General features: G+C 59.8%; 15 protein-coding genes and 4 tRNA genes. 13 read left to right on the top strand and 6 right to left on the bottom strand.

All coding sequences use genetic code 11. The features are described 5' to 3' along the window. Positions 1-90: 90 nt before the first annotated feature. Positions 91-945 (bottom strand): bifunctional methylenetetrahydrofolate dehydrogenase/methenyltetrahydrofolate cyclohydrolase FolD, encoded by an 855-nt coding sequence (gene folD, locus AB4O05_RS21760; RefSeq protein WP_460135359.1) that lies wholly within the window; start codon positions 943-945, stop codon positions 91-93. Between the two features lie 275 nt (positions 946-1,220). Between folD and AB4O05_RS21755 the strand changes: the two genes are divergently transcribed. The 11 genes from AB4O05_RS21755 (at position 1,221) to AB4O05_RS21705 (ending at position 11,590) form a co-directional block, all read left to right on the top strand. Then, positions 1,221-1,297, top strand: a tRNA-Arg gene (locus AB4O05_RS21755). Positions 1,298-1,329: 32 nt separating this feature from the next. Continuing rightward, positions 1,330-1,405, top strand: a tRNA-His gene (locus AB4O05_RS21750). Between the two features lie 56 nt (positions 1,406-1,461). Beyond that, positions 1,462-1,546: transfer RNA gene (locus AB4O05_RS21745), tRNA-Leu, on the top strand. A 76-nt stretch (positions 1,547-1,622) separates the two neighbouring features. After that, positions 1,623-1,698: transfer RNA gene (locus AB4O05_RS21740), tRNA-His, on the top strand. A gap of 399 nt (positions 1,699-2,097) precedes the next feature. Next, positions 2,098-3,408, top strand: coding sequence for a trigger factor (gene tig / locus AB4O05_RS21735; RefSeq protein WP_460135360.1), 1,311 nt, complete (start codon positions 2,098-2,100; stop codon positions 3,406-3,408). Positions 3,409-3,499: 91 nt separating this feature from the next. Next, positions 3,500-4,135, top strand: coding sequence for an ATP-dependent Clp endopeptidase proteolytic subunit ClpP (clpP, locus tag AB4O05_RS21730; protein ID WP_003174822.1), 636 nt, complete (start codon positions 3,500-3,502; stop codon positions 4,133-4,135). A 112-nt stretch (positions 4,136-4,247) separates the two neighbouring features. Then, the gene (gene clpX, locus AB4O05_RS21725) at positions 4,248-5,531 is read left to right on the top strand and encodes an ATP-dependent Clp protease ATP-binding subunit ClpX (RefSeq protein ID WP_460135361.1); all 1,284 of its coding nucleotides are present in this window, start codon (positions 4,248-4,250) and stop codon (positions 5,529-5,531) included. A gap of 161 nt (positions 5,532-5,692) precedes the next feature. Next, entirely contained in the window at positions 5,693-8,089 is a 2,397-nt protein-coding gene (gene lon, locus AB4O05_RS21720; protein ID WP_460135362.1) for an endopeptidase La, read from the top strand. Positions 8,090-8,238: 149 nt separating this feature from the next. After that, complete coding sequence (locus tag AB4O05_RS21715; RefSeq protein WP_003174819.1) at positions 8,239-8,511, top strand: HU family DNA-binding protein; 273 nt, start codon at positions 8,239-8,241, stop codon at positions 8,509-8,511. Positions 8,512-8,742: 231 nt separating this feature from the next. Beyond that, positions 8,743-10,617 (top strand): SurA N-terminal domain-containing protein, encoded by a 1,875-nt coding sequence (locus tag AB4O05_RS21710; RefSeq protein ID WP_460135364.1) that lies wholly within the window; start codon positions 8,743-8,745, stop codon positions 10,615-10,617. A gap of 160 nt (positions 10,618-10,777) precedes the next feature. Beyond that, positions 10,778-11,590 (top strand): DUF2242 domain-containing protein, encoded by an 813-nt coding sequence (locus tag AB4O05_RS21705; RefSeq protein ID WP_460135365.1) that lies wholly within the window; start codon positions 10,778-10,780, stop codon positions 11,588-11,590. A gap of 308 nt (positions 11,591-11,898) precedes the next feature. Here AB4O05_RS21705 and AB4O05_RS21700 read toward each other — a convergent pair whose 3' ends face one another. Together AB4O05_RS21700 and AB4O05_RS21695 are read right to left on the bottom strand one after the other, a co-directional pair. Beyond that, complete coding sequence (locus AB4O05_RS21700) at positions 11,899-12,933, bottom strand: AraC family transcriptional regulator (protein WP_460135366.1); 1,035 nt, start codon at positions 12,931-12,933, stop codon at positions 11,899-11,901. A gap of 4 nt (positions 12,934-12,937) precedes the next feature. After that, complete coding sequence (locus tag AB4O05_RS21695; RefSeq protein ID WP_460135367.1) at positions 12,938-14,068, bottom strand: carbon-nitrogen hydrolase family protein; 1,131 nt, start codon at positions 14,066-14,068, stop codon at positions 12,938-12,940. 212 nt (positions 14,069-14,280) lie between these two features. On the opposite strand from AB4O05_RS21695, the gene AB4O05_RS21690 reads away from it, so the two are divergent. Then, complete coding sequence (locus AB4O05_RS21690; protein ID WP_460135368.1) at positions 14,281-16,320, top strand: oxidoreductase; 2,040 nt, start codon at positions 14,281-14,283, stop codon at positions 16,318-16,320. 56 nt (positions 16,321-16,376) lie between these two features. Next, the gene (locus tag AB4O05_RS21685) at positions 16,377-17,267 is read left to right on the top strand and encodes a 1-aminocyclopropane-1-carboxylate deaminase/D-cysteine desulfhydrase (RefSeq protein WP_460164800.1); all 891 of its coding nucleotides are present in this window, start codon (positions 16,377-16,379) and stop codon (positions 17,265-17,267) included. Here AB4O05_RS21685 and AB4O05_RS21680 read toward each other — a convergent pair. The 3 genes from AB4O05_RS21680 to AB4O05_RS21670 form a co-directional block, all read right to left on the bottom strand. Next, positions 17,257-17,814, bottom strand: coding sequence for a cytochrome b (locus tag AB4O05_RS21680; protein ID WP_460135370.1), 558 nt, complete (start codon positions 17,812-17,814; stop codon positions 17,257-17,259). The two genes, AB4O05_RS21685 and AB4O05_RS21680, sit on opposite strands and share 11 nt — an antisense overlap. A gap of 115 nt (positions 17,815-17,929) precedes the next feature. Continuing rightward, positions 17,930-18,757 (bottom strand): phosphonoacetaldehyde hydrolase, encoded by an 828-nt coding sequence (gene phnX / locus AB4O05_RS21675; RefSeq protein ID WP_460135371.1) that lies wholly within the window; start codon positions 18,755-18,757, stop codon positions 17,930-17,932. Then, positions 18,754-19,881: a 2-aminoethylphosphonate--pyruvate transaminase gene (locus AB4O05_RS21670; protein WP_460135372.1), complete on the bottom strand. Its 1,128-nt coding sequence runs from the start codon at positions 19,879-19,881 to the stop codon at positions 18,754-18,756. The genes phnX and AB4O05_RS21670 overlap by 4 nt, the downstream gene beginning before the upstream one ends. Between the last annotated feature and the right edge of the window lie 65 nt (positions 19,882-19,946).

Genomic DNA, 19,946 nt, shown 5'->3' with positions numbered 1-19,946 from the left:
AAAGTGCTTAAAAACTAAGAAAAAACAGGTTTTATGCCGGGCAATAAAAAGCCCTGCGATAAGGCAGGGCTTTTTCAGTACCGCTGGTTATTAGCTGTGCAGGGTTTCTGCCGCGTACAGGGTATTTTCCAGCAGGCAGGCACGGGTCATCGGACCTACGCCGCCGGGCACCGGAGTGATCCATCCTGCGCGAGGCAGGGCGGTTTCGTACACCACGTCGCCGACCAGCTTGCCATCTGCCTGGCGATTGATGCCCACGTCGATGACGATGGCACCTTCCTTGATCCACTCACCCTTGACCAGGCCCGGCTTGCCGGCCGCAACCACCACCAGGTCGGCACGCCCGACGTGGCCGGCGAGGTCCTTGGTAAAACGGTGGGTCACGGTGACGGTGCAGCCGGCCAGCAACAGTTCCATGGCCATCGGGCGCCCGACGATGTTGGATGCGCCCACCACGACGGCGTCGAGGCCGTACAGGTCGACACCGGTGCTTTCCAGCAGGGTCATGATGCCTTTCGGGGTGCAGGGGCGCAGCAGCGGGATGCGCTGGGCCAGGCGGCCGACGTTATAGGGGTGGAAGCCATCGACGTCCTTGTCCGGACGGATGCGCTCCAGCAGTTTGGAGGCGTCCAGGTGCTGAGGTAGTGGCAGTTGCACCAGAATGCCGTCGATCGCCGGGTTGTCATTGAGATCGTCAATCAGGTCGGTAAGGGCCTGTTGGGTGGTGTCGGCAGGCAAGTCGTAGGCCTTGGAGATAAAGCCGACCTCTTCACAGTCTTTACGCTTGTGCGAGACATAAACCTGAGAGGCAGGATCGCTGCCGACCAGGATCACCGCGAGGCCCGGCGTACGCAGGCCTTGCTGGCTGCGCTCGGTGACTCGTTTGGCGATCTGCTGGCGCAGGCTGGCGGCGATTGATTTGCCGTCGATAAGTTGTGCAGTCATTACGCGTGATTAACCATCGAGAGGGGGAGGAAAAGTGCGCGCATTCTCGCACGCCAAGACGTGAGGGCAAAGGCGGTTGGTCTGCAAATTGGCCTAACCCCTTAAATAAAATGAATTTTTTTTAAAAAAGATTTGACGGGTTTCCGGGCCCTCTATACTATTCGTCGCACTTGTCGGGCACAGCCTAGCACTGGTTAAGAAGGCCGAGCAGAATGGTTGTTCTGCAAGGCTGGAAGCACTTAGTTTGTAATCCTCCAAGAGTACAGATTAATAAGGCGCCCGTAGCTCAGCTGGATAGAGCATCCGCCTTCTAAGCGGATGGTCGCAGGTTCGAGTCCTGCCGGGTGCGCCATTAGGCAGCTTTGGCACAAGTAGCGCTATATGGTGGGCGTAGCTCAGTTGGTAGAGCACGGGATTGTGACTCCCGTTGTCGAGGGTTCGATCCCCTTCGTCCACCCCATATTCTGAAAGGCGCCAGATTAATCATCTGGCGCCTTTGCTTTAAGAGCTTCAAGCGCGGATGTGGTGGAATTGGTAGACACACTGGATTTAGGTTCCAGCGCCGCAAGGCGTAAGAGTTCGAGTCTCTTCATCCGCACCAATTACAGCGTTGCCCGTTGGCATGAAGGGCAGGGTTGAACAAAGAAGTGGTTTGGTTTCTTTGTTGATGCAATATGGTGGGCGTAGCTCAGTTGGTAGAGCACGGGATTGTGACTCCCGTTGTCGAGGGTTCGATCCCCTTCGTCCACCCCATATTCGAAAGGCGCCAGATTTAACAGTCTGGCGCCTTTTTTGGTTTCAGCGGTTCGAAAGGTTGGCGGCTGCAGGTGTTGAGTCGCAACGTCAGGGCGTTTCATCGTATTTATGTGTCTCGATGATGCCGCGTTGTCTGCCCGCCCTCACTGCGGGGCGGCGCGCCGGGGCGATGAATGGCGGCTTCTTCTATATATAGAAGGGCGGCGCAGAGCCCTGGGGTAATTGGCTGTATTTGTCAGCGGGGCGAGGTGCAGCAGTGCTCTCGTACCGATAAATTGCCGGCTGTTTACGGGCGTATTTCCAGTAGGGTGACTTCTTGAGTTTGACCCACTAGAATGCATGCCCTTGATTGGGGTCGGAAATGGCCGGCTAACGTCTGTGCAACGAGGAATATCCATGCAAGTTTCTGTTGAAAATACTACTGCTCTCGAGCGCCGCCTGAGCATCACCGTGCCGGCAGAACGTATTGAGACTGCGGTCAACAAGCGTCTGCAGCAGACTGCCCAAAAGGCCAAGATCGCTGGTTTCCGTCCAGGCAAGGTGCCAATGAGCGAAATCAAGCGTCGTTTTGGTGCCGATGCGCGTCAGGAGGCTGTGGGTGACGTGATCCAGGCTTCCTTCTACGAAGCAGTTGTCGAGCAAAAGCTGAACCCGGCTGGTTCGCCTTCGATCGAGCCTAAGTCCCTGGAAGCCGGCAAGGACCTGGAATACGTTGCCGTATTCGAAGTGTTCCCGGAGTTCACCGTTGCCGGTTTCGACGGTATCGCCATCGAGCGCCTGAGCGCCGAAGTGGCTGATGCCGACCTGGACAACATGCTGGAAATCCTGCGCAAGCAGAACACCCGTTTTGAAGTGGCCGAGCGCGCTGCTCAGAACGAAGACCAGTTGAATATCGATTTCGTCGGCAAGGTTGACGGCGAAGCATTCGCTGGCGGCTCCGCCAAGGGTACTCAGCTGGTGCTGGGTTCCAACCGCATGATTCCTGGTTTCGAAGACGGCCTGGTTGGCGCCAAGGCTGGCGAAGAGCGCGTTCTGAACCTGGAATTCCCTGCTGACTACCAGAACCTGGACCTGGCTGGCAAAGCCGCCGAGTTCACCGTGACCGTCAACAGTGTTTCCGGGCCTAAGCTGCCAGAGTTGAACGAAGAGTTCTTCAATCAGTTCGGTATCAAGGAAACCGGTATCGAAGGCTTCCGCACCGAAGTTCGCAAGAACATGGAGCGCGAGCTGCGTCAGGCTATCAAGTCCAAGGTCAAGAACCAGGTCATGGACGGTCTGCTGGCCGCCAACCCGATCGAAGTGCCTAAGGCCCTGCTGTCCAACGAAGTGGATCGCCTGCGCGTTCAAGCGGTCCAGCAGTTCGGTGGCAACATCAAGCCTGACCAATTGCCGGCCGAGCTGTTCGAAGAACAGGCCAAGCGTCGCGTTGTGCTGGGCCTGATCGTGGCCGAAGTGGTCAAGCAGTTCGACCTCAAGCCTGACGAAGACCGCGTTCGTGAAATGATCCAGGAGATGGCTTCGGCCTACCAGGAGCCTGAGCAGGTCGTGGCTTGGTACTACAAGAATGACCAGCAACTGAACGAAGTACGTTCGGTTGTGCTGGAAGAACAAGTTGTGGATACTGTTCTGCAGAAGGCTAAGGTGACCGATAAAGCGGTCTCTTACGAAGAAGCAGTCAAGCCGGCGGAAGCAGCACAAGCCGACTGATTGTCCAACTCGTTGGAAATTCAACCATAAGCCAGCCTCGCGCTGGCTTATGCGTTTTCAAGACATGACTATTTGGGAGTAACTGCAGAGCATGTTCCGTAATTCCTATATTCAGCAGAACTCTGATATCCAGGCCGCAGGCGGCCTGGTCCCGATGGTTGTCGAGCAATCCGCTCGAGGCGAACGCGCCTACGACATCTACTCGCGCCTGCTCAAGGAGCGAGTGATCTTTCTGGTGGGTCCTGTAGAGGACTACATGGCCAACCTGATCTGTGCGCAATTGCTGTTCCTTGAGGCGGAAAACCCGGACAAGGACATCCATCTCTACATCAACTCCCCAGGCGGTTCGGTGACGGCGGGCATGTCGATCTACGACACCATGCAGTTCATCAAGCCGAACGTATCGACGACCTGTATTGGCCAGGCGTGCAGCATGGGTGCATTCCTGCTGACGGCCGGCGCCGAGGGTAAGCGTTACTGCCTGCCGAACTCGCGCGTGATGATTCACCAGCCACTGGGCGGTTTCCAGGGGCAGGCGTCGGACATCGAAATCCACGCCAAGGAAATCCTCTTCATCCGCGAACGCCTCAATACGCTGATGGCCAAGCACAGCGGGCACACCCTGGAAGAAATCGAGCGTGATACCAACCGTGACAATTTCATGAGCGCCGAAGCCGCACGTGAATACGGATTGATCGACGCGGTGATCGAAAAGCGCCCCGCTTAATATAAGCAGCTCAAAATAGGGCTGGTCGGCGTGTCCGATCACCGGCGGGCTTGAAAAAGCCCGCATAAGCCTTCATCTTGTGTTGCAAGCCTATCGGATTTGGATCGAACGAATGACTGACACCCGCAACGGCGAGGACAACGGCAAGCTGCTCTATTGCTCCTTCTGTGGCAAAAGCCAGCATGAAGTACGCAAATTGATTGCCGGCCCCTCGGTCTTTATCTGCGACGAGTGCGTCGACCTGTGCAATGACATCATCCGCGAGGAGGTGCAGGAAGCCCAGGCCGAAAGCAACGCGCATAAATTGCCTTCGCCTAAAGAAATCAGCGGCATCCTTGATCAATACGTGATTGGTCAAGAGCGTGCAAAGAAGGTTTTGGCCGTAGCGGTATACAACCACTACAAGCGCTTGAACCAGCGTGACAAGAAAGGCGACGAAGTCGAACTCGGCAAGAGCAACATCTTGCTGATCGGCCCCACGGGCTCGGGTAAAACCTTGCTTGCGGAAACTCTCGCTCGCCTGTTGAACGTTCCCTTCACCATCGCCGACGCCACCACCCTCACCGAGGCTGGCTACGTGGGTGAGGACGTCGAGAACATCATTCAGAAACTGCTGCAGAAATGCGACTACGATGTAGAGAAGGCCCAGATGGGTATTGTCTACATCGACGAAATCGACAAGATTTCGCGCAAGTCCGACAACCCGTCGATCACCCGGGACGTTTCCGGTGAAGGCGTGCAGCAGGCCCTGTTGAAACTGATCGAAGGCACGGTTGCTTCCGTACCGCCACAAGGCGGCCGCAAGCATCCGCAGCAGGAATTCCTTCAGGTTGATACGCGTAACATCCTGTTCATCTGTGGCGGTGCGTTCTCCGGGCTGGAAAAGGTTATTCAGCAACGTTCCACCCGTGGCGGCATTGGTTTCAGTGCAGAAGTGCGCAGCAAGGAAGAAGGCAAGAAGGTGGGCGAGTCCCTGCGTGAAGTCGAGCCTGACGATCTGGTCAAGTTCGGTCTGATCCCGGAATTCGTTGGTCGTCTGCCAGTCCTGGCGACGTTGGACGAGCTGGATGAGGCTGCCCTGATTCAGATCCTCACCGAGCCGAAAAACGCCCTGACCAAGCAATACGCCAAGTTGTTCGAGATGGAAGGTGTAGACCTCGAGTTCCGTACCGACGCACTCAAGTCGGTGGCCAAGCGGGCGCTCGAGCGCAAGACCGGTGCGCGTGGTCTGCGTTCGATTCTCGAGGGCGTATTGCTCGACACCATGTACGAAATCCCCTCGCAGTCCGAGGTGAGTAAGGTGGTGATCGACGAAAGCGTTATTGAAGGTAAGTCCAAGCCACTGTACATCTACGAAAACAGTGAGCCGGCGGCCAAGGCTGCGCCAGACGCGTAAGCGTTTCGCAGTTTCGGTACAAACAAGGGGCCTTTAGGGGCCCTTTGTTTTTCATAAGGTTTTTTACTACGTGTAACAACAGGCTATTGAGCTTGTTTTTTTTACACGCAGCCCCCATCTTGGTTTCAAGCTTATTTTTGAACTGTCATAGAGGCGAAATCATGAAGACAACCATCGAATTGCCTCTCCTGCCGTTGCGTGATGTCGTCGTCTATCCGCACATGGTTATCCCGCTGTTCGTGGGGCGCGAGAAGTCTATCGAAGCCCTCGAGGCTGCGATGACGGGCGACAAGCAGATCCTGCTGTTGGCCCAGAGAAACCCGGCTGATGATGATCCAGGCGAAGATGCCTTGTATCGCGTCGGCACTATTGCGACGGTACTGCAATTGCTCAAGTTGCCTGATGGCACCGTCAAGGTGCTGGTGGAAGGCGAGCAGCGCGGCGCGGTCGAGCGTTTCATGGAGGTGGACGGTCACCTGCGTGCCGAAGTGGTGCTGATCGACGAAGTCGAGGCCCCTGAGCGCGAGTCCGAAGTGTTTGTCCGCAGCCTGCTTTCGCAATTCGAGCAGTATGTGCAGTTGGGCAAGAAAGTCCCGGCTGAAGTCCTTTCTTCGCTCAACAGCATCGATGAGCCGAGCCGCCTGGTCGATACCATGGCCGCGCACATGGCGCTGAAAATCGAGCAGAAGCAGGATATCCTCGAAATTATCGACCTGCCGGCCCGTGTCGAGCACGTGCTCGCGTTGCTGGATGCCGAAATCGACCTCCTGCAGGTCGAGAAGCGCATCCGTGGTCGCGTGAAGAAACAAATGGAGCGCAGCCAGCGCGAGTACTACCTGAATGAGCAGATGAAGGCCATTCAGAAAGAACTTGGCGACAGCGAGGAAGGCCACAACGAAATCGAAGAGCTGAAAAAGCGCATCGATGCCGCCGGTCTGCCGAAAGATGCCCTGACCAAAGCCACCGCCGAGCTGAACAAACTCAAGCAAATGTCGCCGATGTCGGCCGAAGCCACCGTGGTGCGCTCGTACATCGACTGGCTGGTGCAAGTGCCGTGGAAGGCTCAGACCAAAGTGCGTCTTGACCTGGCGCGCGCCGAAGACATTCTCGACGCCGATCACTATGGCCTCGAAGAGGTCAAGGAACGCATTCTCGAATACCTCGCCGTGCAAAAGCGCGTGAAGAAGATTCGTGGCCCGGTGTTGTGCCTGGTTGGCCCGCCTGGCGTGGGCAAAACCTCGCTGGCCGAGTCGATCGCCAATGCCACCAACCGTAAATTCGTGCGAATGGCCCTGGGCGGCGTGCGCGATGAAGCGGAAATTCGTGGCCATCGCCGGACTTACATCGGTTCGATGCCGGGAAGATTGATTCAAAAAATGACAAAAGTGGGCGTGCGCAACCCACTGTTCCTGCTCGATGAAATCGACAAAATGGGCAGCGACATGCGTGGCGATCCGGCATCGGCTTTGCTGGAAGTGCTCGACCCGGAGCAGAACCACAATTTCAACGACCATTATCTGGAAGTCGACTACGACCTGTCCGACGTCATGTTCCTGTGCACCTCCAACTCCATGAACATTCCGCCAGCCTTGCTGGACCGGATGGAGGTGATTCGTCTGCCGGGTTATACCGAAGACGAAAAGATCAACATCGCCGTCAAATACCTCGCGCCCAAGCAGATTTCGGCCAACGGCCTGAAGAAGGGCGAGATCGAATTCGAGGTCGAGGCGATCCGCGATATCGTGCGTTACTACACCCGCGAGGCCGGTGTGCGGGGCCTTGAGCGTCAGATTGCGAAGATCTGCCGCAAGGCGGTCAAGGAACATGCACTGGAAAAACGCTTCTCGGTGAAGGTCACGGCCGACTCCCTGGAACACTTCCTCGGCGTGCGTAAATTCCGTTACGGCCTGGCTGAGCAGCAGGATCAGGTAGGGCAGGTGACTGGCCTGGCGTGGACTCAGGTGGGCGGCGAATTGCTGACTATCGAGGCTGCGGTGATCCCGGGCAAAGGCCAGTTGATCAAGACCGGTTCCCTGGGTGACGTAATGGTCGAATCGATCACCGCCGCGCAGACCGTGGTGCGCAGCCGTGCGCGAAGCCTGGGGATTCCCCTGGACTTCCACGAGAAGCACGACACCCACATCCATATGCCGGAAGGGGCGACGCCCAAGGACGGCCCCAGCGCTGGTGTAGGCATGTGCACGGCGCTGGTTTCGGCATTGACCGGCATTCCGGTGCGCGCCGATGTGGCGATGACGGGGGAAATCACCCTGCGTGGTCAGGTATTGGCTATCGGTGGGCTGAAAGAGAAATTGCTTGCCGCACACCGGGGTGGAATCAAGACCGTGATCATTCCTGAAGAGAATGTTCGCGACTTGAAGGAAATTCCTGACAATATCAAGCAGGATCTTCAGATTAAACCGGTTAAATGGATTGACGAAGTCCTGCAAATTGCGCTGCAATACGCGCCGGAGCCCTTGCCGGATGTGGCTCCGGAGATAGTTGCAAAGGACGAAAAACGTGAGTCTGATTCCAAGGAAAGAATTAGCACGCATTAATGCGAATAAGCCTGGGGTCTTCCTTGACAGCTTTTTAGAGCCCTTGTTATAAAGCGGCTCTTAAGTGTCTGTAGGCCATTCAGCACTGGTTTTTGCTTTTACCAAAAAAACTTAGAATCATACTCAATAGATATATAAGGGGACTTAGAGTGAACAAGTCGGAACTGATTGATGCTATCGCTGCATCCGCTGATATCCCGAAAGCTGCTGCTGGCCGTGCGCTGGATGCAGTAATCGAATCCGTCACTGGCGCTCTGAAGGCCGGCGACTCCGTGGTACTGGTAGGCTTCGGTACTTTCTCTGTGACTGACCGCCCAGCTCGCACTGGCCGTAACCCACAGACTGGTAAAGCACTGCAAATCGCTGCTGCCAAGAAACCAGGTTTCAAAGCCGGTAAAGCCCTGAAAGAAGCCGTTAACTAAGCTTCGATCAAGCCTTTGCTTACCCGGGTCCGACGCAGGTCTGGCCTGGCAGCGGAGCGGAAGCCGACCCATGTATCCATCGGGTCGCCACGCCGGGGGTGTGGGTTCGAACCCCCGTCCGCTCCGCCAGTTACGAGAAGGCGCATCCTCGGATGCGCCTTTCTTCTATCCGGACTCTACCCACGCTCCACGGTTGCCAATTTTTGAAGTTCAACCGTTTCTGGGGGACGCATGCTGCAAAATATCAGGGACAATTCACAAGGCTGGATTGCCAAGACCATTATCGGGATCATCGTCGCATTGATGGCGTTCACCGGTATCGAGGCCATTTTTCAGGCTTCAGGTAATAACAAGCAGGACGTGGCCAAGGTCAACGGTGAAGCGATCACCCAAACCGAACTGAGCCAGGCCGTCGATATGCAACGTCGCCAGCTGATGCAACAGCTGGGCAAGGATTTCGATGCTTCGCTGCTGGACGAAAAACTGCTGCGCGAATCGGCCCTCAAGGGCCTGATCGATCGCAAGCTGCTGTTGCAAGGCGCCGCCGATTCCAAGTTTGGCTTCTCTGAAGCCGCACTGGACCAGGTGATCCTGCAAACGCCGGAATTCCAGGTGGACGGCAAGTTCAACGCCGAGCGCTTTGACCAGGTGATTCGCCAACTGGGCTACAACCGTATGCAGTTCCGTCAGATGCTGACCCAGGAAATGCTGATCGGCCAGGTTCGCGCAGGCATTGCCGGCAGCGGTTTCGTGACGGATGCCGAGGTGCTGGCATTTGCCCGTCTGGAAAAACAGACCCGCGATTTCGCCACTGTCAATATCAAGTCCAACCCTGCGGCGGTGAAACTCACCGACGATGAGGTCAAGGCTTACTACGACCAGCACGCCAAGGAGTTCATGACCCCGGACCAGGTGGTCATCGACTATCTGGAACTGAAGAAGTCGTCTTTCTTCGATCAGGTCAGCGTCAAGGACGATGAGCTGCAGGCGGCCTACGAGAAAGAAACCGCCAACCTCGCCGAACAGCGTCGTGCCGCGCACATCCTGATTGAAACCAATGACAAGGTCACTGACGCGCAAGCCAAGGCCAAGATCGAAGAGATCCAGGCACGCCTGGCCAAAGGTGAAAAGTTCGAAGCCCTGGCCAAGGAGTTTTCCCAGGATCCAGGTTCGGCCAACAATGGCGGCGACTTAGGTTTTGCCGGCCCTGGGGTGTACGACCCGGACTTCGAAACCGCCTTGTACGCCTTGAAACAGGACCAGGTATCGGCGCCGGTGCGCACTTCCTTCGGTTGGCACCTGATCAAGCTGTTGGGCGTGGAAGCACCGCAAGTGCCGACGTTCGCCAGCCTGAAAGACAAGCTGACCCGCGAGCTCAAAGCCCAGCAAGTCGAGCAGCGTTTTGTCGAAGCGACCAAGCAATTGGAAGATGCGGCATTCGAGGCCTCCGACCTGGCTCAGCCAGCGTCCGACCTGAAGCTGACCGTGCACACCTCCGCGCCGTTTGGCCGTGAAGGTGGCGAAGGTATTGCGGCCAACCGTGCCGTGGTCACTGCTGCGTTCAGCCCGGAAGTACTGGATGAGGGCGCCAACAGCAGCGCCATCGAGCTGGACCCGGAAACCGTCATCGTGCTGCGTGCCAAAGAGCACCGCAAACCGGCGCAACTGCCGCTGGAAAGCGTTGCCACGGCGATCCGCACCCAGATGGCCAAGGAGCGCGCCAGCGCGGCCGCCAAGGCTCACGCTGAGGAGTTGATCGCCAGCCTGCGTGATGGCAAGACCCCGCTGAACCAGCCCGTTGATGGTCAAGCCTGGAAAGTCACTGAAGCGGCCACCCGTAACGCGGAAGCGATCGACCCGGCCGTGCTGCAAGCCTTGTTCCGCATGCCCAAGCCTGCGGCCAAGGACAAGCCGACCTTCACCACCGTGACCCTGGCCGACGGTAGCCTGGTGATCGTACGCTTGAACGGTGTGAACGAAGCAGCCGCCCCATCGGACGAAGAAAAGGCGCAGTACCGCCGCTTCCTCGCTTCCCGTGTTGGCCAGCAGGACTTCGCGGCGTACCGCAAGGAGCTGGAAAGCAAGGCTGACATCAAGAAGTACTGATGGCGGCTTGAATGAAAAAGCCCCCGGCCTGAAAAGACCGGGGGCTTTTTCATGGGAACGCCATTGTGTGGGCCTGTGACGTTTTACCGACAGGAATGCGCGCGCCAAGGCCTCGTTCTGTTGCACAATACCGGCCAGACCGTTTTCCTCAGGATTTTAAATGTCCACATCATTTCATTTGCGTTGCCTCGGGCTGGCGCTGGTGTTGGCGGGCGCCGCGGGCTGCTCGTCACCCAAGACCGCTATTTACGAACACGAGAATTTCGACGACTCCGGTACGTTTTCCCGGGATTACCCGGTCAGTGATACGGCGGCGTGCGAAGCCGCCAGGCGTGCCTTGTTGAGCCAGGGTTACATCATCACCAGCAGCGATCCGAAACTGGTGGTGGGTAACAAGAGCTTCCAGCAGACTGGCGAAACTCACCTGCAGATCAGCTTTAACGTGGTGTGCGCCGCTGACGGCAAAGGCGCCAACCACTCGACGATGTTCGCCAATGCCCTGCAGGATCGTTATGCGCTGAAGAAGGTCAACAACTCGGCGAGCCTGGGTGTGGGAGTGCTGGGCTCGGTGTCGATGCCGATCGGTTCCACCGACGACTCAATGGTTAAGGTCGCCAGCGAGACTGTCTCGGCGCCGAAATTCTACGAGCGCTACTTTGCGCTGGTGGACGTGTTCCTGCCCCAGGAAGTGAAAAAGGCCAAGGATACCCCCGAGCAGCCCAAGGCTGAGCTGGGTGTGCCGGAACCCAAGGTTGCGCCCGATGCCGAGAAGGTCGAGGCACCGAAGGAAGAACCGGCCGGCGCGCAACCCGTGGCGCCACCTGCCGAGCTCGCGCCGATCACGCCGATCACGCCTCAGGAAACGCCGGCCCCCGCACCGACACCTGCACCAGCCCCCGCACCTGCACCGACCCACTCGGACCTGCCTGCGCCGACGGAAGCCATTCCACCGCTGCCGACGCCAGCGCAGTAAATCAGCGCGCTACGGGATCGAGGTTGATCCCGTAGCGACAACGATTGCGGCGTATCTCACCCCCTCGCTGCTAAATCCACGCAACATTGCTACGTCTATTCTGAGTGTGCAGGAACGTCATGACGCCGACATTTTTTCGTCATCACGGCACTTTAGGCTGGCTGTGCAGGTCATTAATTGTGCAGCCGCTTTTAACTCAACAAGGAGTCCACCATGGACGATTACCAGGAAGAACTGCTGGAGTACCAGGCCTTTGAATGGGATCCGTTGGATCCGGCCGACGACGCCACCGAGCTGTAGGATCGACTTCAGGCGGAATGCCGCTGACTGCGGCGAAATTCCCCTGGAGTCTGGTTGTTCCATCGCCTGAACGCCCGTTGGAAGGCTTGGGCGGAGGCAAAACCGAGCAAGTAGGCGATTTCGCCGAAGGCCAGTTCCGTGTCGCGGATGTAGGTCATGGCCAGGTCGCGGCGGGTATCGTTGAGAATCGCGCGGAACTGAGTGCCTTCTTCGGCCAGTTTGCGGCGCAGTGTCCAGGTGGGCAGCTTCAAGCGTGCCGCCACTTCTTCCAGGTCGGGTTCCCGGCCGCCATTGAGCATTGGCCCCAGTAACCGAATAATGCGCTCGCGCAGGCTGCGTGTGCGGGTCAACTGCTCCAATTCCCGCTCGCATAATTGCAACAACAGCTGCCAGGTACTCGGGCAATGCTGGGGGTTGCGCAGTGCCAGGGTGTGCTGGTTCAGGCGCAGTTGATTGGCGTCGGCGCCGAAGTGTACCGGGCTGTCACCCAGCACGCGGTATTGCTCGCTGTAGTCCGGCGCCTCGAACTCGATCTCGATCCGCTGCGCCTGCACCGGTTGTTGCGCCAGGCTGGACAGTTGATGCAGCCAGCCAGCGATGATCGAGTCCACTACAAAACGGTTGTAGGCGTTATAGGGGCTGATGGAATAGAAGCGCAGCCAGGCGCCGTTGGCATCTTCTTCAAAACTCGACTGCCCACGATAGTTGGCGCCATACAGCGGTTCGAAGCGGGTCAGCGTGCGTGCGGCCTCGCGTACGTTGGGCGCCTGGGCAGCCGTGACGCCGGCCAGCCCCGCCTGGCTCAAGCGGCTGAGCTGGCCCATGCGCAAGCCCAGGGCGGGATCGCCGGTGAGTTGGATGGCCGCATGGCCCAGGCGCATATAGCGCGGTATCGACAAACGCGCACCGGCTTCGCCGAGGCGTGCCGGGTCCAGGCCGTATTGCAACAGCAGGGGTTGTGGGTCCAGGCCGTGGCTGAGGATCGCGTCGGCCAGGGTGTGCACGAAGCTTACCGACAGATCCCCCAGGCGCACCGGCTTCACGGCGTTACAGCCAGATATTCAGCAGGCGCGCGCCATGGGCTTCGCGGTCGGCGCTGATCTGCCCGGCATGGCTCACAAAGCTCTGCCCGGCGGTGCCCAGGTCCCAGAACTGCCCACGCAGAAACACGCTCATACCGGCGGTTGCCAGGCTGATCGGTGGCTGGCTGATGAGCGTGAGGCGGCGCCACGCCTCGCCCTCGCTGAGCTCCTCGGGCTTGAGGCTGACTTCCGGCGGAGTGAGGGCGCTTTTGAAGCCCGGCCACGGGCGGTCCCAGGTATCGCGTCCGAGGACAAACGCCGGTACGGCGATCAGTTGCGCGCCTTTTTCATTGAGTTTGCGGTAGTTGTCCGGGTACCAGCTGTCGCTGCCCACCAGTACGCCCAAGCGCCCGGCCGGGGTATCAAGCACGTTGACGAGGTTTTCATCGCCCGGCTGGATAAAGCCGCGTTCATCGTAGATCGGGTAGAGCTGGCGTTGTGGCTCGCCAATGGTCAGGCCGTCGGCGGCAAACACAACGCTGACGTTGTACAGGGCGCCGTGGCCGACCTGCAACTGGCCCTGGCTGACACTCGGGTTGGGCAGGGCGATGGAGCCGGCCACCAGCGTGACCCCGAACTCCTTGGCCAGGCCACCGAACAGCACCTGGTAGTCACGCGCCATGTCCGGGGCTTTCATGCGCAGGTAGGCGTCGTCCATGCGGTTTTCGCCAGTGGCGCTGATCCAGCCGCGCAGGAACAGCACCGGGTTGCTGAGCGACAGCCAGTTCATCGCGTCCTTGACGTTGAGCGCCTGGTACACCTCGTTTTTCTCGCCCTTGAGCATCAGCCAGGTGCCGATATGCTCCGGCAGCACCACGATGGTCTTGGCATTGATCAGGCCTTGGTCGCGAGCCTTTTGCAGGTAGGCCGCGAGTTTCAGGTGCAGGCGTTCCAGGCTCTGGTAGTCGGCGGGGAACAGCTCCGGCTGGATGCCCAGCAGGTTGCCACGATCGGCAGGCTGGCCTTCGTTGACGGCGAGGGTGATGCGCAGGTCCGACAGGTAATGCGCCACGGGGCGCTCCTGGGTCCAGACCAGATAAGAGGCGATGGCGGCAACCAGGGCCAGGGTGATGGTGAACGCTAGAAGTTTACGCATGGAGGAACAGACAACAGACCGTTTGCGGGGTTCGCCGACTAGGGTAGGGCCCATGCACCGGCTTGCCAAGGGGCGCTGTGCATTTGGATCAATAAGTTGTGAGTTTAGGTCATTGAGCCGTAGGGGATCGCCTCTTAGTCTGTGGAACATAAACCGATGGGGCATCGTTCGAATGCCCCACGTCCCGTGATGATCCGTTGTGGAGCTGTACCATGACCGCTGCTGCGTACCCGCACCTGCTGGCCCCGTTGGACCTGGGTTTTACCACCTTGCGCAACCGTACCCTGATGGGCTCGATGCACACCGGTCTGGAAGAAAAGCCCGGCGGTTTCGAGCGCATGGCGGCCTACTTTGCCGAGCGCGCCCGTGGCGGCGTGGGCCTGATGGTCACTGGCGGCATTGGCCCCAATGACGAAGGCGGCGTGTATGCCGGCGCGGCCAAGTTGACCACCGACGAAGAAGCGCTCAAGCACAAGATCGTCACCCAGGCCGTGCATGCCGCGGGTGGCAAGATCTGCATGCAGATCCTCCACGCCGGTCGTTATGCCTACAGCCCCAAGCAGGTGGCGCCGAGCGCGATCCAGGCGCCGATCAACCCGTTCAAGCCCAAGGAGCTGGACGAGGAGGGCATCGAAAAGCAGATTCAGGACTTCGTCACCTGCTCGTTGCTGGCCCAGGTGGCCGAGTACGACGGCGTGGAGATCATGGGGTCCGAGGGCTACTTCATTAACCAGTTCCTCGCCGCCCACACCAACCACCGCACCGACCGCTGGGGGGGCAGCTACGAAAACCGCATGCGCCTGGCGGTAGAGATCGTGCGCCGTGTGCGTGAAGCGGTAGGCCCTAACTTCATCATCATCTTCCGTCTGTCGATGCTCGACCTGGTCGAAGGCGGCAGCACCTGGGAGGAAATCGTGCAGTTGGCCAAGGCCATCGAGCAGGCCGGTGCAACCCTCATCAACACTGGCATCGGCTGGCACGAAGCGCGTATCCCGACCATCGCCACCAAGGTGCCCCGTGGCGCGTTCAGCAAAGTCACGGCCAAATTGCGCGGCGCGGTGCGGATCCCGCTGATCACCACCAACCGTATCAATACCCCGGAAATCGCCGAGCAGATCCTTGCCGAAGGCGATGCGGATATGGTCTCGATGGCGCGGCCGTTCCTTGCCGACCCGGAGTTCGTCAACAAGGCCGCGGCCGGCCGCGCCGATGAAATCAACACCTGCATCGGCTGCAACCAGGCGTGCCTGGACCATACCTTTGGCGGCAAGCTGACCACCTGTCTGGTCAACCCGCGCGCGTGCTACGAGACCGAACTCAATTACCTGCCGGCCCGGCAGATCAAGAAAATTGCCGTGGTCGGCGCCGGTCCCGCGGGGCTGGCCGCGGCCACGGTTGCCGCCGAACGCGGCCACCAGGTGACCCTGTTCGACTCGGCCAGCGACATCGGCGGCCAGTTCAACATCGCCAAGCGTGTGCCGGGCAAGGAAGAGTTTTTTGAAACCCTGCGTTATTTCAAGCGCAAGCTGCAGACCACCCACGTCGAGCTGTGCCTCAACACTCGTGTGGATGTTGCGCAACTGGCGGCCGGCGGTTATGACGAGATCATCCTCGCCACCGGCATTGTGCCGCGCACCCCGGCGATTCCGGGCGTTGAGAATGCCAAGGTGCTGAGCTACCTGGATGTGATCCTCGAGCGCAAGCCGGTGGGCAAGCGTGTCGCGGTAATCGGCGCCGGTGGTATCGGCTTTGACGTGTCGGAATTCCTTGTGCAGCAGGGCGTATCGACCAGCCTGGACCGCGCAGCGTTCTGGAGGGAGTGGGGGATCGACACCCAACTGCAAGCCCGTGGCGGTGTGGCCGGGATCACGCCCCAGGTGCATGCGCCTGCGCGCGACGTGTTTTTGCTGCAACGCAAGGCTTCCAAGGTCGGCGACGGTCTGGGCAAGACCACGGGTTGGATTCACCGTACGGGCCTGAAGAACAAGCAGGTGCAGATGCTCAACAATGTTGAATACCTGAAGATCGATGATGACGGCCTGCATATCCGCATCGGCGCCGAGGGCGAGCCGCAGCTGTTGGCGGTGGACACTATCGTCATTTGCGCAGGCCAGGACCCACTGCGTGAATTACAGGACGGCCTGGTCACGGCAGGCCAGACTGTGCACCTGATCGGCGGCGCCGATGTAGCGGCCGAACTGGATGCCAAGCGCGCCATCAACCAGGGCTCGCGATTGGCGGCCGAGCTGTAAACCCCGAGAAGGGGCGGTGTTAGACTACCGCCCCTTTTTTCATGCAGATCTGCCCGATGGGTCCCTTTGCTTGGCTGCCCCACGCTCCCCTTGAACCCCTGCTGCTGGACTGGCTGAAGGGGGTCGAGCTGGCAGTGCTGCGCCTGGACCGTATCGACCCGCTGATCAGCGGCAACAAGTGGTTCAAGCTCATCGGCCATCTGGCCCAGGCGCAACAGGCGGGGGCCAGCGGGATCATCAGCCTCGGCGGCGCTTACTCCAACCACCTGCACGCCCTGGCGGCGGCGGGCAAGCGCTTTGGTTTTCCCACCGTCGGCCTGCTGCGCGGGCAGCCCCAGGACACCCCCACCGTCCAAGAGTTGAAAGCGTTCGGCATGCAGCTGCATTGGCTGGGTTACGGCGGCTATCGCGCGCGCCATGCAGCAGGTTTCTGGGGGCCGTGGCGTGAGCAATATCCGCACCTTCATCCCGTGCCTGAAGGGGGCGGCGGATTGGCCGGCGCGTCGGGTTGCAGGGGGCTGGTCGAACAGGCCCGCGCGCAGTTGAGCAACCTGGGCTGGGCCGACTACGACGCCTGGTGGTTGGCCGCAGGTACCGGCACCACACTGGCCGGGGTGGTGCTGGCCGAGGCGGGCGCGCATCCGGTGTACGGCGCAATGGCCGTGCCGGATGACCATGGGGTGGCGCAGAACGTGAGTGCGCTGGTGCAAGGCGGCTATGAATTGTTCGACGCCAGCCGGGGCGGCTTTGCCAAGGTCGATCCGTTGCTGCTCGACTTCATTGACGTCACGGAACAGGCCTGTGGCGTGCCGTTGGAACCGCTCTACACCGGCAAGGCCTTGCTGGCGTTGAAGCAGCAGATCGAGGCCGGGCGCATCAGGCCCGGCACTCGCCTGATTTTTATGCACACCGGCGGCCTGCAGGGCCGCCGAGGGTTTACAGCCTAGCGCGCTTGCCAGGCATCATGCGCAACGCGGTGTTATCGCGCATCACGTAGTGATGAAAGATCCCCGCCAATGCGTGCAGCCCGATCAGCCAATACCCGATCTGGCCGAACAGCACGTGCCAACCCTCAATCTGCTTGGCCAGCGCCTTGTTTTCGCCAATCAACGGCGGCAACTCCATGCCGTAGAACAGCACGGAATGCCCTTCGGCGCTGACGATCAGCCAGCCCGCAATCGGCATGCCGATCATCAAGGCGTACAGCGCGAAGTGCATCAGCGTGGCCAGCAGGCTTTGCCATTGCGGCGGTGCCGGTACGATCTTTGGCGCAACGCCCAGGCTGCGCGCAAACAGCCGCAACCACACCAGCACGAACACGGTAAGGCCGAGCATAAAGTGCATCTCGACGATCAGCGTGCGTGCGCCGCTGCCCTTGGGGAACTGGCCGCGTAACTCAATGCAGGCGTAAACCACCGCCAGCAGCAGCACCATCAACCAGTGCAACGCAATCGACATGGTGCTGTAGCGCGTATCGGAATTTTTCCATGGCATCGCTGGGTTTCCTCATTCATCAGGGCAAGCCTCCGTTCTTTGGCGACGGAGTCCTTTTACTGTAAGCCTGTTTTGAACGCTTTGTCCGGCGTGAATGCCGTTATCTTGACCTTTATCAGTGGCTTTGCGGCATTTCGCCACGGGCCAGGCGCGCGTTGATATCCGTGATCACCGTCGGCAGCTCGGTGATGGTGTCGATCAGGTAGTGCGGGCGCGAGCCTTGGAACATCGTTTCGATACGCGAGCGCTCGTTGGCCAGTGTGGTGCTGTCGAGGGCGCGGAATTGCGCGTAGGTCAGGCCCAGGGCATTGCCGGAGCAGGTCAGGGCCACGGTCCACATCCCGGCGCGACGGCCTTCGAGGATCCCGGGCACGGTGTCGTCGACCTTCACGCACGCCGCCACATCATCAATGCCCAGCGCGATCACGTTGGCCAGGGCCTGGGCCGGCCAGGGGCGGCCGTTGGGCACCTCGTCGGTGGCCACCACATGATCGGCGACATAGCCGTTGCTGCAGGCCAATGCGACGACCTTGTCCATCACTTGTCTGGGGTAGCCGGAGCAGGAACCGATCTTGATTCCTTGCGCACGCAGCACCGCAATGGTCTCCAGGGCGCCGGGGATCAGCGCCGAATGTTCGGCGATCTTCTCGATCTGCAACGGCATGAAGCGTTGGTAGATGGCGGTGACGTCGTCATCGGTAGGGAGGCGGCCGAAGGCCTGGCGGTAGCGCTCGGCCACCTGCGGCTGATCGCAGAGGGTGCGGATATGGTCCCACTTGCCCATGCCCATCGGGCCACGGGCTTCTTCGATGGAGACTTGCACGTCGAACTCGGCGAAGGCCTCGACAAAGATCTGCGTGGGTGCGAACGAGCCGAAGTCGACCACGGTGCCGGCCCAGTCGAGGATGACGGCCTGGAGGGTGTTGGGGGTTTGATAGTTCATGCATGCAATCCAGACGTAGAGTGGGTGATGCCCATCGCGTTCAGCGCTTGGGCGATAGCGGCGACGGCGGCGCGCATATCAGCCGCATCGACATGGCCAATGCAGCCCACGCGAAAGGTGTCCACTTGGGTCAATTTGCCGGGGTACAGGATGAAACCCTTGGCCTTGACCCGTTCGTAGAAGTCCTTGAATTGGTAGCGTGGGTGTTGCGGGGCGTGGAAGGTGACGATGATCGGCGCCTGGATCGCCGCCGGCAGAAAGCTGCGCAGGCCCAGTTCGGCCATGCCATCGAGCAATACCTGGCAGTTGTTGATATAGCGCCGATGGCGCGCGGGCAGGCCGCCTTCTTCCTGGTATTGCACCAGGGCTTCGTGCAGGGCGGCGACCACGTGGGTGGGCGGGGTGAAGCGCCACTGGCCGGTCCTGGCCATGTAGGCCTGCTGGTCGAACAGGTCCAGCGCCAGGGAGTGGCAGTTGCCTTGGGCGCCGGCCAACGCTTGTTTCTCGGCGAACACAAAGCCCATGCCAGGTACACCTTCCAGGCATTTGCCGGAGGCGGCGATCAGCGCGTCGAACGGCACTTCGCGGGCATCGATCGGCAACGCGCCAAAGGCGCTCATCGCGTCGATGATCAGGCGTTTGCCATGGGTTTTAACCACCTGGGCGATCGGCCGCAGCGGGTTGAGAATACCGGTGCTGGTTTCGCAGTGGATCAACGCGACGTGGGTGATGGTCGGGTCGGCGTGCAGCAGGCGGTCGACATCGGCGGCGGCGGTGGGTTGGTCTTCGGCGGTTTCGAAGGTGCTGAATGGACGGCCCAGCACTGCGCAGATCTTTGCCAGGCGTTGGCCGTAAGCGCCGTTGATCAGCACCAGCACCTTGCCGTCACGCGGGACCAGGGTGCCGATGGCGGCTTCGACGGCAAAGGTACCGCTGCCTTGCAAGGGGATGCAGTGGTGGCTGTCGGCGCCATGAAGGATGGCCAGCAGTTGCTCGCAGACGCTGGCGGTGAGTCTGTTGAAGCGCTCATCCCAGGAGCCCCAGTCGACCAGCATCGCCTGGCGGGTGCGGGCAGAGGTGGTCAGGGGGCCTGGGGTCAGCAGGGTCGGCGCGGCGGTGCTCATCTCAAGTCCTCGCGAGGCATCGGGGTTGACGCTACGGCGCCTAAATTGCAGTTTGACTTGTTATC

This window comes from Pseudomonas sp. S1_G07 (genome assembly GCF_054668565.1).
This window is presented reverse-complemented; position numbering and strand designations above follow the sequence as displayed.